This is a genomic window from Verrucosispora sp. WMMA2044 (genome assembly GCF_027497155.1).
Classification (GTDB): domain Bacteria; phylum Actinomycetota; class Actinomycetes; order Mycobacteriales; family Micromonosporaceae; genus Micromonospora; species Micromonospora palythoicola.
Genome location: NZ_CP114913.1, coordinates 6,268,428 through 6,282,885 on the forward strand (window position 1 = coordinate 6,268,428; position 14,458 = coordinate 6,282,885).

The 14,458-nt window shown below is 72.0% G+C and carries 13 protein-coding genes; 11 read left to right on the forward strand and 2 right to left on the reverse strand.

Features of this window, described 5'->3' with window-relative positions:
- Positions 1–507 precede the first annotated feature (507 nt).
- The 9 genes from O3597_RS28440 to O3597_RS28480 all read left to right on the forward strand — a co-directional run bounded on the left by O3597_RS28440 (position 508) and on the right by O3597_RS28480 (position 10,033).
- Entirely contained in the window at positions 508–2,085 is a 1,578-nt protein-coding gene (locus O3597_RS28440; protein ID WP_281602936.1) for an AMP-binding protein, read from the forward strand.
- The gene (locus O3597_RS28445; protein WP_093403479.1) at positions 2,078–2,329 is read left to right on the forward strand and encodes a glutaredoxin family protein; all 252 of its coding nucleotides are present in this window, start codon (positions 2,078–2,080) and stop codon (positions 2,327–2,329) included. Before O3597_RS28440 ends, O3597_RS28445 begins: the two co-directional genes overlap by 8 nt.
- A 38-nt stretch (positions 2,330–2,367) precedes the next feature.
- The gene (locus O3597_RS28450) at positions 2,368–3,036 is read left to right on the forward strand and encodes an HAD hydrolase-like protein (protein ID WP_281602937.1); all 669 of its coding nucleotides are present in this window, start codon (positions 2,368–2,370) and stop codon (positions 3,034–3,036) included.
- 337 nt (positions 3,037–3,373) lie between these two features.
- Complete coding sequence (locus O3597_RS28455) at positions 3,374–4,144, forward strand: redox-sensing transcriptional repressor Rex (RefSeq protein WP_164448464.1); 771 nt, start codon at positions 3,374–3,376, stop codon at positions 4,142–4,144.
- A complete protein-coding gene (locus O3597_RS28460; protein WP_281602938.1) occupies positions 4,141–5,469 on the forward strand; it encodes a glutamyl-tRNA reductase in 1,329 nt (442 codons plus the stop codon). The genes O3597_RS28455 and O3597_RS28460 overlap by 4 nt, the downstream gene beginning before the upstream one ends.
- Positions 5,466–6,437: a hydroxymethylbilane synthase gene (gene hemC, locus O3597_RS28465; RefSeq protein WP_216592845.1), complete on the forward strand. Its 972-nt coding sequence runs from the start codon at positions 5,466–5,468 to the stop codon at positions 6,435–6,437. The genes O3597_RS28460 and hemC overlap by 4 nt, the downstream gene beginning before the upstream one ends.
- A complete protein-coding gene (locus O3597_RS28470; protein ID WP_164448462.1) occupies positions 6,434–8,014 on the forward strand; it encodes a uroporphyrinogen-III synthase in 1,581 nt (526 codons plus the stop codon). Before hemC ends, O3597_RS28470 begins: the two co-directional genes overlap by 4 nt.
- A gap of 35 nt (positions 8,015–8,049) precedes the next feature.
- Entirely contained in the window at positions 8,050–9,033 is a 984-nt protein-coding gene (gene hemB / locus O3597_RS28475; protein ID WP_164448461.1) for a porphobilinogen synthase, read from the forward strand.
- A gap of 493 nt (positions 9,034–9,526) precedes the next feature.
- Positions 9,527–10,033 (forward strand): helix-turn-helix transcriptional regulator, encoded by a 507-nt coding sequence (locus tag O3597_RS28480; RefSeq protein WP_281602939.1) that lies wholly within the window; start codon positions 9,527–9,529, stop codon positions 10,031–10,033.
- A 19-nt stretch (positions 10,034–10,052) separates the two neighbouring features.
- On the opposite strand, the gene O3597_RS28485 is transcribed toward O3597_RS28480, so the two are convergent.
- Positions 10,053–11,069, reverse strand: a complete 1,017-nt coding sequence (locus tag O3597_RS28485) for a GNAT family N-acetyltransferase (protein ID WP_164448663.1) — start codon at positions 11,067–11,069, stop codon at positions 10,053–10,055.
- 72 nt (positions 11,070–11,141) lie between these two features.
- A complete protein-coding gene (locus O3597_RS28490) occupies positions 11,142–12,371 on the reverse strand; it encodes a lytic transglycosylase domain-containing protein (protein ID WP_281602940.1) in 1,230 nt (409 codons plus the stop codon).
- Positions 12,372–12,427: 56 nt separating this feature from the next.
- Between O3597_RS28490 and O3597_RS28495 the strand changes: the two genes are divergently transcribed.
- Together O3597_RS28495 and O3597_RS28500 are read left to right on the forward strand one after the other, a co-directional pair.
- Positions 12,428–12,646, forward strand: a complete 219-nt coding sequence (locus O3597_RS28495; protein ID WP_164448458.1) for a zinc ribbon domain-containing protein — start codon at positions 12,428–12,430, stop codon at positions 12,644–12,646.
- A 165-nt stretch (positions 12,647–12,811) separates the two neighbouring features.
- A partial coding sequence (locus O3597_RS28500) for an adenylate/guanylate cyclase domain-containing protein (protein WP_281602941.1) occupies positions 12,812–14,458 on the forward strand: 1,647 nt, incomplete at its 3' end.

The following is a 14,458-nucleotide window of genomic DNA, read 5'->3' on the forward strand; positions in this document are numbered from 1 at the left end:
GCTGGCGACGACCGGTCGACCGGTCGGCGCCGCGTCGGGCAGGGGGGCTCCGGGGCGTGCCGACGGGCGGCAGATCCCCTTGAGGTGCTGGTCCAATGCGCTCAACGGCACGGGGGCCTCCTCGGGCTGAGGGGTGTCGACTCACGGCAAATGGGGTGAGCCGACCCGAGTGATGATAGGGCCAACGTCACCCGCGCGTGGCAAGTCCGTTACACAGGGCCGAAGTATTTCCTGACGTGTCGTCGACCCGGCGGACCGGTTGTCCGTCGGGTGTGGTTGACAACAGACGACTCACATGATCCCCATTGGAACCGCTGTTCGTGCAGGTAGCGGGCGGGATCGATGTCGAGTGCCGGGGTCTGGTGGAGACCGGCGACAGCACCGGGCCGGGCACCCGCGGTGCGTCGCCGTCGCACCTGTACCGCACCGTCGGTGACGCGGTCCGGTTCCGTGGACGGGACTCGCGGGCGTGGCCGTGCGGGTCGGGCTGTGCCAGACTCAGCCACCGTGCAGGATCCTGACTCGGTCTCCGGTCCCAACCTCGCCGACCGTCTTCGCCGGGCGGCGGCGCGGTACCCGGGCAAGCCCGCCCTGCATTGGCAGGATCGGACGATCACCTGGTCCGAACTGGACGAGGCGGTGAGCGGTGCGGCCCGGGCACTGGTCGCCGTGCCGGGGGCCGACGCGACCCGGCCCGGGGCGCGGGTCGCCGTGGCGCTGCCGAACGTGCCGGATTTCGTGATCAGCCTGCTCGGCGCGCTGCGCGCCGGGCTGACCGCGGTACCGGTGAACCCCGGCCTGACCGCGCGCGAGTTGCGACACGTCCTGGCCGACTCGGGCGCGTCGGTGTTGATCGGCACCGAGCGGATCCGGGACCTGGCCGGGGAGTTGGACCTGCCCGCGCTGGTCGCGGTGCACACCAGCGCACCGACGGCGGAAGGCGACCGGACGTTTCCGGCCCAACGCGCCGACGACCTTGCGATGCTGCTCTACACCTCGGGCACCTCGGGCTGGCCGAAGGGAGCCATGCTCTCCCACGGTGCGTTGGCGGCCAACCACGAACAGATCGGCCGGATCGACCCGCCGGTGGTCGGCCCGGACGACACCGTGCTGCTGGCCCTGCCGCTGTTCCACGCCTACGGGCTGAACTCCGGGCTGGGTGCGGTGCTCCACCATGGTGCGACCGGGGTACTTGTCGACGACGCGGGCCCCGACGCGGCGCTCGCCGAGATCGCCCGGCACCGGGTGAGCGTCCTGGTGGGCGTACCGTCGATGGTGCAGGCCTGGGCCCGGGCGGGCACCGACACCCTCGCCGAGGCGATGGCCGCGGTGCGGATCGTGGTGTGCGGCGCGGCGCCGCTGGAGCCGGCCGACGCGGCGCGCTTCACCGAGGCCGCCGGGCGTCCGGTACACGTCGGGTACGGCCTGACCGAGACCGCCCCGGTGCTCACCTCGACCCTGGTCGGCGGCGAACCCCGGCCCGGCTCGATCGGCCGTCCCTTGCCCGGCGTGCAGGTGCGGCTGGTCGGTGCGGACGGTACGGAGCTGTGGCGCGACGGAGTCGCCGCGCTCGACGACGATCCGGACGAGATGGACCTCACCGACCCGGCCTCGGGCACCGATCCCGGACAGCTGGTGGTGCGTGGTCCGAACCTGTTCTCCGGTTACTGGCCGGACGGCGCGGGCGGACCGGACGCGGACGGCTGGTGGCCCACCGGCGACGTGGCGTACGCCGACGCCGACGGCGACCTCTTCCTGGTCGACCGGATCGGCGAGCTGATCCTGGTCAACGGCTTCAACGTGTATCCGCACGAGGTGGAGCTGGTGTTGTCGGCCCATCCGGCGGTGGCGGAGTCCGCCGTAGTGGGTGTGCCGCACCCGAGGACCGGGGAGACTGTGCGGGCGTACGTGGTGCCGAGGCCGCAGGCCGCGGTGGCACGTACCGAGCTGATCGCGCACTGCACACGTAACCTGGCCAGATTCAAGTGCCCGACCGAGGTCGAGTTCGTCGACGTGCTGCCGCGCTCGGTGATCGGGAAGGTACGCAAGACCCTGCTCGGTACGACGGAGGAGACCGATGCGTGAACCCCGCCTGACGCTGATCACCCGCCCCGGCTGTCACCTGTGTGAGGACGCCAAGGCGGCGCTCGACCGGGTGGTCGCGGTCACCGGCGACCGGTGGACCGAGCGGGACGTCAGCGGCGACGTGGAGCTGGAACGCGAGTACGGCGACCGGCTGCCGGTGGTGCTGCTCGACGGCAGGGAACACGGCTACTGGCGGGTCGAGGAGGAACGGCTGCTGCGCGACCTGACCACCCCGCAGCTCTGAGGCCGCCGCGCGGGGGTGCGGCCGGATAGGGTGCGGCGATGACCCCTGCGAGCGCTCATCTGGTGTGGGACTGGAACGGCACCCTGCTCAACGACCTCAGCCTCGTGGTGGCCTGCACCAACGCGGTGTTTACCAGCGAGGGCGGGCCGAGCGTCACCCCCGACGAGCACCGGGTGAGGTTCCGCCGACCGATCGCCGACTACTACGCGGAGATCCTCGGCCGAGCGGTGGACGACGACGCCTTCGGTCGGCTGGACAAGATCTTCCACGAGGCGTACCGGGTGGGTCTGACCAGTTGTGAGATGGCGCACGACGCCGTGGACGCGATGGCGGCCTGGTCAGGCAGCCAGTCCCTGTTGTCGATGTGGTTCCACGACGAGCTGATACCCACCGTCGAGACGTACGGCCTGACCGGCCGGTTCGCCCGGGTCGACGGGCTGCGGGCGCAGATCGGTGGCGACCGCAAGGCGGAGTCGCTGGCGCGGCATCTCGACGCGTTGGGTGTCGACGGCCGGTCGGTGGTGCTGATCGGCGACTCGCTCGACGACGCTGACGCGGCCCGGTCCGTCGGCGCCCGCGCCGTCCTCTACAGCGGCGGCTTCACCGATCGCGCCCGGTTGCTCGCCTCCGGCCACCCCGTCGCCGACTCGCTTACCGAGGCCGTGACCCTCGCCACCAGTTCCACCGACCCACTGCGCCGTTCATGACGTTGTCGCGCGGGAAATCCGGCGTGTCGGGGCGACAACTTCATGATCGGCGAATTGGAAGGGGAGTCGGGGCTACGTGTGATTGGTCAGAGAAGTCGGGATTGAGCGATAATCGCGCGGGCGCCGATGGCGAGGTGGTGATCGATCTTGTGGGATGGAGGGGCCGGTGGGGACGCGGGCCGTGCCAGCAAGATCGCGATTTGTGCACGTCTTCACAAGCGCCTACTCTGTAATTCCGACGCGCCCCGCTAGCACAGCCGGCACCATCGGTCGCCGGCGGGAGTCCCGAAACGGCCGACCGGTGGAGTTGGTCGAGGATCGCACCGCACGGAGTCTCATGAGTCAGCACCGTCACCCTGGCGCGCCCGGCCGCGCAGGTGCCGTACCGGCGCTCCCGGACCTGCCCGAGGCGACGGTGGCCCGGCTCCCCGAGTACCTCCGTGCCCTGCACAACCTCGCGGAAACCGGTCACGAGACGGTTTCCAGCGAAGGGCTGGCCAATGCCGCCGGGGTGAACTCGGCAAAGCTCCGTAAGGACCTGTCCCAGCTCGGCTCGTACGGCACCCGGGGCGTGGGCTACGACGTCGGGCTGCTGATCGATCAGATCGAGTACGTGCTCGGGCTCACCCAGCGCCGGGCGGTCGCCCTGGTGGGCGTGGGTAACCTCGGTCACGCCCTGGCCGGCTACGACGGCTTCGCCAGCCGTGGGTTCCGGATCGCCGCCCTCCTCGACGCCGATCAGGAGCGGGTCGGCGAAGAGATCAACGGGCTGGTCGTGCAGCACATCGACGAACTGCCCCGGGTGGCCGCCGAGGAATCCATCGCGATCGGTGTCATCGCCACCCCGGCCGCCGCCGCGCAACGGGTGGCGGACCAGCTGGTCGCCGTCGGCGTGACGAGCATCCTGAACTTCGCGCCGTGCGTACTCTCGGTCCCCGAAGGGGTCGACGTGCGCAAGGTCGACCTGGCCATCGAGTTGCAGATCCTGTCGTTCCACGAGCACCGCAAGGCATCCCTGACCGCGCTGCCCGCCGCCGGTGGGTCCGCCCTGACCGCCCTTCCCGGTGGTCTCGCGGTCACCGAGAGCCAGGAGGCGATCGGCACGTGAAACTCCTCGTCGTGGGCGCGTCCTACCGCACCGCACCGGTCGCCACCCTGGAACGACTCGCGGTGTCACCCAGCGGGCTCGACCGCACGCTGGGTCGGCTGATCGCGCAGCCGTACGTGAGCGAGGCCGTCCTCGTCTCCACCTGTAACCGGGTGGAGGTCTACGCGGCGGTCTCCGGCTTCCACGGCGGCCTCGGCGACATCTGTGCCGTGCTCGCCGAGCAGGCGGGTTGCCAGCCCGCCGCGCTGGCCAACCACCTCTACGTGCACTTCGACTCGGCTGCGGTGGATCACATCTTCCGGGTGGCCGCCGGTCTGGACTCGATGGTGATCGGCGAGGCGCAGATCCTCGGGCAGCTACGTGACGCCTACCACTGGGCCAGTGCGGCCGACACCGCCGGGCGGCTGCTGCACGAGCTGATGCAGCAGGCGCTGCGGGTGGGTAAGCGGGCCCACTCGGAGACCGGCATCGACCGCGCCGGTCAGAGCGTGGTGACCGCCGCGCTGGGACTCGCCGCCGGTCACCTCGACGACGACCTCACGGGTCGACCCGCGCTGATCGTCGGCGCCGGGGCGATGGGCTCGCTGGGCGTGGCGACGCTGTCCCGGCTCGGTGCCGGACCGCTGACCGTGACGAACCGGAGCACCGACCGCGCCGTCCGGCTGGCCGAGTCCTACGGAGCCGGCGCGCGACCGATGGCCGAGTTGGCCGACACACTTGCCACGGTGGACGTCGTGGTGGCCGCCACCGCCTCGCCCGAGCCGGTCCTCACCCGCGAGGTGGTCGCCGCCGCGACCGCCGACCGCGCCCCTGGGCGTGGCCCACTGGTCCTGCTCGACCTCGCGGTGCCGCGAGACGTCGGCCCCGGCGTCGCCGAGCTGCCCGGCGTCGAGGTGATCGACATCGACCGGATGGCGGCGCTGCTCGCCGACGGCCCGGTCGCCGCCGACGCCGCAGCCGTCGAGCGCATCGTGGCCGGCGAGGTCGAGTCCTTCCTCTGCTGGCTGCGCGGTGCCGACGTGGCGCCGACCGTCGCTGCGCTGCGCGGCCGGGCCGACGACGTGGTCACCGCCGAGCTGCGCCGGCTCGCGCAACGCCGTCCCGACCTAAGCGACGACCAGCGCGCCGAGGTGGCCCGTACGGTTCACCGGGTGGTCCAGCGGTTGCTGCACCAGCCGACCGTCCGGGTCCGTCAGCTCGCCGCCGAACCCGGCGGCGACCAGTACACGGCCCTGCTGCGGGAACTGTTCGACCTCCAGGTCCCGCAGACCTCGCCGGTGGACACCGTGCCCGACATCACCCCACCCACCGGAGGCGAGCGATGAACGAGGCCCCACTGCGCCTCGGTACCCGGGGCAGCAAGCTGGCGATGGCCCAGTCGGGGCAGGTCGCCGAGGCGTTGACGGCGCGTACCGGACGTCCCGTGGAACTGGTCGAGGTGGTGACCGCCGGCGACCGGTCCAACGCGCCGGTGCACCGCCTCGGGGTGGGCGTGTTCGTCTCCGCGCTACGTGACGCACTGGTCGCCGGGACGATCGACTTCGCGGTCCACTCCTACAAGGACCTGCCCACGGCGACCGCGGCGGGGCTGCACATCGCCGCGGTGCCGCCGCGCCAGGATCCGCGCGACGCGCTCGTCGCCCGCGACGGCAGGACGCTTGCCGAACTTCCGCCCGGCGCGGTCGTCGGCACCGGCGCGCTGCGCCGGATCGCCCAGCTGCACGCGCTGGGTATGCCACTGTCGGTCACCCCGATCCGGGGCAACATCGACACCCGGCTGGCCCGGGTGCTCGGCCCGGAGGCCGACCTGGACGCCGTCGTCCTGGCCCGGGCGGGCCTGACCCGCATCGACCGCGCCGACGCCGTCACCGAGACGCTCGACCCGATGCTGATGCTGCCGGCCCCGGCGCAGGGGGCCCTGGCGGTGGAGTGCCGGCTCGACGACACCGACCTGGTCGAGTTGCTCGCCCTGCTCGACCACGCACCGTCCCGCGCCGCGGTCACCGCGGAGCGGGCGATGTTGGCCACCCTGGAGGCCGGATGCTCCGCTCCGGTCGCCGCCTACGCCGAACTCGCCGAGGGCGAGCACGGTGATGAGATCTACCTGCGCGGGGCGGTGATCAGCCCGGACGGTACGCACGAGGTCCGGCTGTCCCGCACCGGTACGCCCGCCGACGCGGCGGAGATCGGTAAGGCACTCGCCGCCGAACTCCTCGACCTCGGCGCCGACTCGATCCTCGGCCCGCAAGGACACGACGGCCCGGGGACCCAGCAATTTGGGAGCACAGAATGACCCGCACCCGTAAGCCCGTAGGCCGTATCGCGTTCGTCGGGGCAGGACCCGGCGACCCGGGCCTGCTGACCCGCCGGGCGCACGACGCCCTGGTCGGCGCCGACCAGGTGGTGTACGACCGGGGAGTACCCGAGTCGCTGCTCGACGTCGTCCGGGCCGAGGCCAGCTCCGACGCCCAGTTCACCCCGGCCGAGGGCGCGCCGGGCGACGTGGCCAAGATCCTGATCTCGGCGGCCCGCTCCGGGCAGAACGCGGTGCACCTGGTGGCCGGCGATCCGTTCGGCCACGACTCGGTGGTCAAGGAGGTGCAGGCGGTGGCGCGTACCGCCGCGCACTTCGAGGTGGTTCCGGGAGTCGGCCAGGCCGAGGGGGTGGCCACCTACGCGGGCGTGCCGCTGCCGGGCGTACGCACCGCCGCCGACGTCGAGGACGTCAGCGTCCTGGACTTCGACGCGCTGGCGGCGGCCGTGCAACGCGGTTCGCTGGCGCTGGCGGTCGACGCCGGTGACCTGGCCGCGATCCGGGACGGGCTGCTGGCCGCCGGCGTGAACGGCGCCACCGACGTCGGAGTGACCGGGGACGGCACCGGGGAGACGCAGTACACCACCACGTCGACCGTGGACTCCTTCGTCGCGGCGGCACTCGGTTTCACCGGCCGGGTCGTGCTGACCGTCGGCGACGGTGTGGGTCAGCGGGACAAGCTCAGCTGGTGGGAGAACCGCCCGCTGTACGGCTGGAAGGTGCTGGTGCCCCGCACCAAGGAGCAGGCCGGCGCGATGAGTGCCCGGCTGCGTGCGTACGGAGCGATTCCCTGTGAGGTGCCGACCATCGCGGTGGAGCCGCCGCGTACCCCCGCCCAGATGGAGCGGGCGGTCAAGGGCCTGGTCGACGGCAGGTACGCCTGGGTGATCTTCACGTCGGTCAACGCGGTGCGGGCGGTCTGGGAGAAGTTCGCCGAGCACGGGCTGGACGCCCGGCACTTCGGCGGCGTCAAGATCGCCTGTATCGGCGACGCCACCGCCGACGCCGTCCGGGCCTTCGGCATCCAGCCGGAGCTGATTCCCTCCGGTGAGCAGTCCTCCGAGGGGCTGCTGGCCGAGTTCTCGCCGCATGACGAGGTGCTCGACCCGGTCGGCCGGGTGCTGCTGCCGCGTGCCGACATCGCCACCGAGACACTCGCCGCCGGGCTCACCGAGCGCGGCTGGGAGGTCGACGACGTGACCGCGTACCGGACGGTCCGGGCCGCTCCGCCGCCCGCCGAGATCCGGGACGCGATCAAGTCGGGCGGGTTCGACGCGGTGCTGTTCACCTCGTCCTCCACGGTCCGGAACCTGGTCGGCATCGCCGGCAAGCCGCACACGCGTACCGTTGTGGCTGTCATCGGGCCCAAGACGGCGGAGACCGCGACGGAGTTCGGCCTGCGGGTCGACGTCCAGCCGCCGCACGCGTCGGTGCCCGATCTGGTGGAGGCGCTCGCCGGCTACGCCGTCGAGCTGCGGGAGAAGCTCGCCGCGATGCCGGCGAAGCAGCGCCGCGGTTCGAAGGTCCAGGGGCCGACCGCGCTGAGGTTCCGGTAGCCGGTCCGGCTCCGGCTGGTCGTCAGGGAGGGTTCATGCCGTACCCAGAGATGCGGCCCCGTCGGCTGCGCCGCACCGCGGCGATGCGTCGGCTGGTCTCCGAGACCCGCGTCGACCCGGCCGAGCTGGTCGTGCCGATGTTCGTCAAGGAAGGGCTGACCGAGCCGCGCGCCATCGCCTCGCTGCCGGGGGTGCTCCAGCACTCGCGCGACTCGCTGCGTAAGGCGGCGGTGGAAGCGGTGCAGGCCGGCGTCGGCGGGATCATGCTGTTCGGCGTGCCCGCGTCGCGCGACGAACGTGGCTCCGGCGGCATCGACCCGAACGGCATCCTCAACGTCGCGATCCGGGACGTGGTCGCCGAGGTGGGCGACGCGACGGTGGTGATGAGTGACCTCTGCCTGGACGAGTTCACCTCGCACGGGCACTGCGGGCTGCTCACCCCGGCCGGCGAGGTCGACAACGACGCCACCCTCGCCGCGTACGCCGAGATGGCCGTGGCCCAGGCCGCCGCCGGGGTCGGGGTGGTCGGGCCGTCCGGCATGATGGACGGCCAGGTCGGGGCGGTACGCGCGGCACTCGACGCGGCCGGTCACACCGACGTGGCCGTCCTCGCGTACGCCGTGAAGTACGCATCGGCCTTCTTCGGCCCCTTCCGGGACGCGGTGGAGTCGGCGCTTGAGGGGGACCGACGGGCCTACCAGCAGGATCCGGCGAACCTGCGCGAGTCGCTGCGCGAGGTCGCGTTGGACGTCGCCGAGGGTGCCGACATGGTGATGGTCAAGCCGGCGTTGCCGTACCTCGACGTGGTGTCGGCGGTCCGCGCCGCCGTGGACGTGCCCGTGGCGGCCTACCAGGTCTCCGGCGAGTACGCGATGGTCGAGGCGGCCGCCGCGAACGGCTGGATCGACCGGGAGCGGGTGATGCTGGAAACCCTCACCTCGATCCGCCGCGCCGGTGCCCAGATCATCCTCACCTACTGGGCCGTCGAGGCCGCCCAACTGCTCCGCCAGCGTTACTGACCCTGCTTCGACCCCGAGCACCCGACAAGGCTGACGGCTGACGGCTGCGCTGTTGCGGCGGCCTGTTCACGCGCCAACCCGTCTGCACTGGTGCGACCATCGACCGAACCAGTGTCATCACCCTGAGTATTTTTCCTCCACCTCTGCCCATGTCCTCCCCCCGTCCTTTGCTCTGCTTCAACCCACGCACAGCTTGCGGAGGGTAGTTGCCGGCGTGCGATAGACCGCGATCTTGACTTCCTTCGCCGCTGGTCAGAGCCTGTTGCGCGGGTTGAAGCAGAGCAAAGGGCGCGGAGGTGTTGTGGGAAGGGTCGGAGGGAGATGACACGTCCGCCACTCACCGTGATTGTTGCTGAGGGTAGCGGACCGCTAGCCCTGCCAGGGTCGGGTCGGGTGGGCTGTGAGGGGGTGGGCGGTGCGGAGGGCTCGGGTTATCCACAGGTTTTTCCACAGGGGTTGCCGCGTCGGCTTGGGCAGCGGCAGGGTCGGGTGCATGTCCATCGTCTTCGAGCCGCCGGGCCTCGGCCCCACGGTCGGTCCCTTTCCCATCGCCGGTCTGGTGCGACGTGCCCGCCGGATCGTCGGGCTCAGCCAGCTGCGGATGGCCCGGTTCGCCAAGGTCGCCCCGTCGACCGTCGCGCGGGTCGAGGCGGGCAGCCTGACGCCGAGCCTGGCCGTGCTGGAGCGGCTGCTCGGTGCGGCCGGGCTCTATCTCGTGGTCGTCGACCAGGAGGGGCGGGTCGTGCTGCCGATGAAGGTCTGGGACGACACCCGGGACGGCGCGGACCGGCGCTACCCGGCGCATCTGAACACGATTCTCGACCCCGAACCAGGCGAATGGTGGGCGGACATCTACGGGCTGGCTCGACCGCCGGAGACCTACCACCGTTCCCGGGCCGACCGGGAGGCACGCCGGCGCCGCAGTCAGTGGGAGGTGCGGGTGGCCAAGTACCGTAACGTGCCGCCTCCGCCGGACCCGAGCACCTGGTACCGGAACTGACGGGCGGGCAGCCGACCGGTCAGCGTGTGGCGTCGAGGCGATGGACCAGCTCGGCGACGTCGACGCTGTATTCGCACCAGTCTCGGTCGGTGCGGTAGCCCAGCTCGGCGTTGACCTTGAGCATGGCCTCGTTGGCCTGCGCGTTCCAGGTCTGCACCTCGGTCAGTTGCGGCTCGGCCGAGCGCAGCTCCAACAGCATCCGAGCCTTTATCGCCCGGTCGATGCCGTAGCCCCGGTGATCCTGTACCACGATCGTGTCGTACTGGTCGGCACGGGTCGGATGCTGGGCCGGCACGACCACCTCGGTCAGGCCGGCCACCTCACCGGTCTGCTCGTGCAGGGCGAGCACGATGTACGGCTTCATGCCCCGCCGGTGCAGGCAGTCGAGGCTGTCCCGGAGCCGCTGCGGATCGTACGAGCTGGGTCGTAGCTCGCCGTCCTCGATGTCCCGGATCTCGGCCTTGGCCCGCGCGTACGCCTCGATCAGCTCGTCCGGCGGGCCGCCGGGGTGGAACTGGACGCGGTAACCGGCGCCGAGCCCGGTCGACATCTCCGCCAACTCGGCCCAGTCGACACCGGAGAGGTCGAGGACACTGCGGGTCTCCACGTACTCCCGAATGAAACCGAGTGATTCGTAGAAGGCGACGGCGGGAGTGTCGCCGACCACCTCCACCCCGATCGACTCAAAGCCCTCCTGATAGACCCGGCGGGCTGCGCGCAGGACGAGATCACGGCCCAGACCACTGCGCCGCGCGGACGGATGGACCAGGACCTCCAGCACACCGATGTTGCCGAGCAGCAGCACGTGCACCTGACCGAGGATGGCTCCCGGAGCGCCGTCGACATCTGGATCCTCCTGCGCGATCCAGGAGATCCGCCGTTCGCCCGGCATCACCTCGGCGAGGTATTCCCGCAGGGAACTCTCCCGCCACGGCGGATCCTGCGGAAGATCGGCCGCCAGGACCGCGTTCAGCGTGTCCAGCAGCGACGCGATCTCGGCGGACGACGCGGTCCTGGGGTCCCACTCGCGCACCATCACCCGTCTAGCTTGCCGTCATCCGCAGCCGGGGGGAAGTGTCCAGTTCTCCAATGTATGCGGACGATCACTTCACGTGCGACTGGCCTGTCCGTACCGGTTGGCGGCGTCGAAGACGTCCTGGGCGTACCTTCGGACATCGTTGTACGACAGGATCGCGTTCCACCAGTCGCCCGGAATGGTGAGGTTCCGGCCGCCCTTGCACAGGTACATCCCGGCCGCGAGCGCGGCGTCGTGGATGTTGTGCGGGTCCTTGCGGCCGTCGTTGTCCGCATCGGCGCCGATCTCCTCCCAGGTGGTCGGGATGAACTGCATCGGCCCGATCGCCCGGTCATAGGTGGTGTCGCGGTCCAGCTCGCCCCGGTCGGTGTCGGCGATCCGCATCCGGTTGCCCTGGCCGTCCAACGGCAGACCAATGATCTCCGGGACAGCCCGGCCGTCCGCGCCGAGCTGGGCGTTGTTGGCCTGTCCGTGGCGGGACTCGACCAGGCCGATCGCGGCCAACGTGGTCCAGCTCAGGCCGCAGGCGCGGTCGGTCTCGGCGAGCACCAGCTCGGCGTAGCCGTACGCCTGCATGGCGATCGGGTCGATGCCGACCTTGGCACCGGTGTCTCGGGCCCAGCCGGCCAGGGCGTCGGACGGGCGTCCACCGGCCGGCCCGGCGGTGCCCGGTGGGGTCACGCCGGGCGGGAGGGTCGCGGTGGGGGGCGGGAACTGCCCCGGTGGCGGCACCTGACCGGACGGCGGCAGGTCGCTGGGCAGCGGGTCGGCGGTGGCGTCGACCGCCACCGGACGCGGAGCGCCCAGGGTGGCGGGCACCAGCAGCGCACCGGCCGTGGCGGTCGCGGCGACCAGGACGAGCAGGAACACACCCGGCAGGGTCAGTCGGCCACTCGGCCGGCGCGACCAGGCGCGGGTCGCCCGGGCCGCGGCCCGAGGCCCCGGCAGGCGTACGGCGTGCCCGAAGCGCACCCGGCGGCGCCGGGCTGCCGGTGCGCCGGACTCCGGAGTGGACTCCTCGACAGTGGTCTTCGGCGTCGATTCCGCTGCGGTGGCATCCGTCCTGTCGGGAGTCGTAGCGTCGCTCGTGGTGCCGGCGGCGTTGTCGATGGCCTCCGCCGGAACCGGGTCGGTGGGGGGTGGGTCCGGTGCCGCGTCGTCGGCCGGCTTGCCCGAACTCAGCCAGGGGCGGCGGGGACGGGGCAGCCCGGTTGCCGGCCCGTCCGGGCCGCCGCCGGAGTCGGTGCGCGGCGTGGCCGGTCGCAGGGGCCGCAGGGTGGTGCGCTCTTCGCCGTCTGCCACTCGTCGAGTATCACCCATGTCTTCGCCGACGTCAGGTCCGGTCGTAGGCTGACGGCATGCCCCGGTACGAGTTCCGTTGTCGCGCCTGCGGCGCCACCTTCGAGGTCAACCGTCCGATGGCGCGAGCCGGTGAGCCGGCGCCCTGCCCGCAGGGGCACGCCGACACGGTGAAACTGCTATCCACGGTCGCGGTCACCGGCCGTGGTGGTGGCGGGTCCGGTGCCTCGTCCGCACCCGCCGGCGGCGGCTGCTGCGGTGGTGGCTGCGGCTGCTGACCACGCCGCGACGGTGGTCGAAGGGTGGTACGGGTGGCTGCCGGCCTTGCCCGGACGCAGGGTCCGATGGCACCTTGGGTCGGAGTCTCGGCCGACCGTTCTCACGATGCGTGATGATCCGGTCTCGGGAAGTATGGTGCCGAGACCAGGGGGGAGGTTCCACGCATGCCGCCACGGATCAACCTCCCGACCGGTTGGGTGACATTCGTCTTCACCGACATCGAGGGCTCCACCCGGTTGGCCCAGCTACTCGGGTCCGGCTACCGGCCGGTGCTCGCCGAGCACCGGCGGCTGCTGCGCCGGACGATCGCGGCGGCCGAGGGCGCGGAGCTGCTGACCGAGGGCGACTCGTTCTTCCTGGCCTTCGATGACGCGGGAGCGGCGTTGACCGCCTGTCTGACCGCGCAGCGGGCGCTCGGTGAGCACGAGTGGCCGACGCCCGAGGCGGCCCCCCGGGTCCGGATGGGACTGCACACCGGTTGGGCGGAGCCACGCGACGGCGAGTACGCCAGCCCCGAGGTGCACCGGGCCGCCCGGGTCGCCGCCGCCGCGCACGGCGGGCAGATCCTCTGCTCCGGTGCCACGGCGCGGCGGGCCCGGCCACTGCCGGCCGGTGCCTCCCTGCTCGACCTCGGGCTGCACCGGCTGCGTGGTTTCGACGACCGGGAACGGCTCTTCCAGCTCGTCGCACCCGGCCTGGAACGGCAGTTCCCGCGGCCGCGTACCGCCGACGTGGTGGCGCACAACCTACCGATCCAGGTCACCACGTTCGTCGGGCGGCAGACCGAACGCGCCGAGCTGGCGCGACTCGTGAATCGGCACCGGCTGGTCACCGTGCTCGGCGCGGGTGGCAGCGGCAAGACGCGGCTGGCCGTGGAGTTCGCCACCGACCTGGTGGACGAGTACCCGGACGGGGTGTGGTTCGTCGACATCGCCACGGTCACCGACCCCGGACTTGTCGCCTTCGCCGTCGCCGCGGTGCTCGGCCTGCGCCCGGAGCCGGGCCGCCCGATGGTCGACACGCTTGTGGAGTACGCCGCTCCCCGCCGGATGCTGATCGTGCTCGACACCTGCGACGCCCAGCCGGCGTCCTGCGCCGACGCGGTCTCCCGACTGCTGGCCGGCGGCGGAGGGGTGCGGGTGCTGGCCACGACCCGGGAACCACTGGGGCTGCCGGGTGAGGTGGTGTGGCGGATCCCGCCGTTGAGCGTCGATCCGGCGCCCGACGGCACCGAGAGCGACGCGGTGGCGCTGCTGTTGGATCGTACGGCGGCGGCGCGGGGCGGGCGCCAGCCCGACCCCTCCGAGTCGGCCGACGTACGGCGGGTGGTGCGGCGACTTGACGGTTTGCCGCTCGCCATCGAGCTGGCCGCGGCCCGACTGCGGGTGCTCTCGGTGGGGCAGCTCGCCGAGCGGCTCGACGACGTGCTCGGCACGCTCGACGCCGGCCGTGAGATTCCGTTGCCACCACCGACCGATCGGGGGAACACCGGTAACCAGCGGGACACCGTCGACCTGGCCGCGGCGGCCACCGGCGTGAGTTCCTCGACCCCGGCCACCCGAGCGGCGGCCCGCTCGGCGGTCGAACGGCACCTGACCATGCAGGCGACGGTGACCTGGTCCTACCGGACGCTCGGGCCGCGTGCCGCGCGACTGCTGCGTTGGCTGGCGGTCTTCGCCGGCCCGGTCGACCTGCCGACGGTGGAGTGGCTGCTCGACGACGACCCGCTCGATCCGCTGTCGGTGCTTGTCGACAAGTCGATGGTGCTGGCGGAACCGCACGTGACCGGCTGCACCTACCGGATGCTCGAC

Coding starts and splice junctions, on each gene's coding strand:
- O3597_RS28445 (WP_093403479.1), top strand. CDS start 2,078: ATGCGTGAACCCCGCCTGACGCTGATCACCCGCCCCGGCTGTCACCTG.
- O3597_RS28455 (WP_164448464.1), top strand. CDS start 3,374: ATGAGTCAGCACCGTCACCCTGGCGCGCCCGGCCGCGCAGGTGCCGTA.
- O3597_RS28470 (WP_164448462.1), top strand. CDS start 6,434: ATGACCCGCACCCGTAAGCCCGTAGGCCGTATCGCGTTCGTCGGGGCA.
- O3597_RS28480 (WP_281602939.1), top strand. CDS start 9,527: ATGTCCATCGTCTTCGAGCCGCCGGGCCTCGGCCCCACGGTCGGTCCC.
- O3597_RS28495 (WP_164448458.1), top strand. CDS start 12,428: ATGCCCCGGTACGAGTTCCGTTGTCGCGCCTGCGGCGCCACCTTCGAG.
- O3597_RS28485 (WP_164448663.1), bottom strand. CDS start 11,069: ATGGTGCGCGAGTGGGACCCCAGGACCGCGTCGTCCGCCGAGATCGCG.
- hemC (WP_216592845.1), top strand. CDS start 5,466: ATGAACGAGGCCCCACTGCGCCTCGGTACCCGGGGCAGCAAGCTGGCG.
- O3597_RS28450 (WP_281602937.1), top strand. CDS start 2,368: ATGACCCCTGCGAGCGCTCATCTGGTGTGGGACTGGAACGGCACCCTG.
- hemB (WP_164448461.1), top strand. CDS start 8,050: ATGCCGTACCCAGAGATGCGGCCCCGTCGGCTGCGCCGCACCGCGGCG.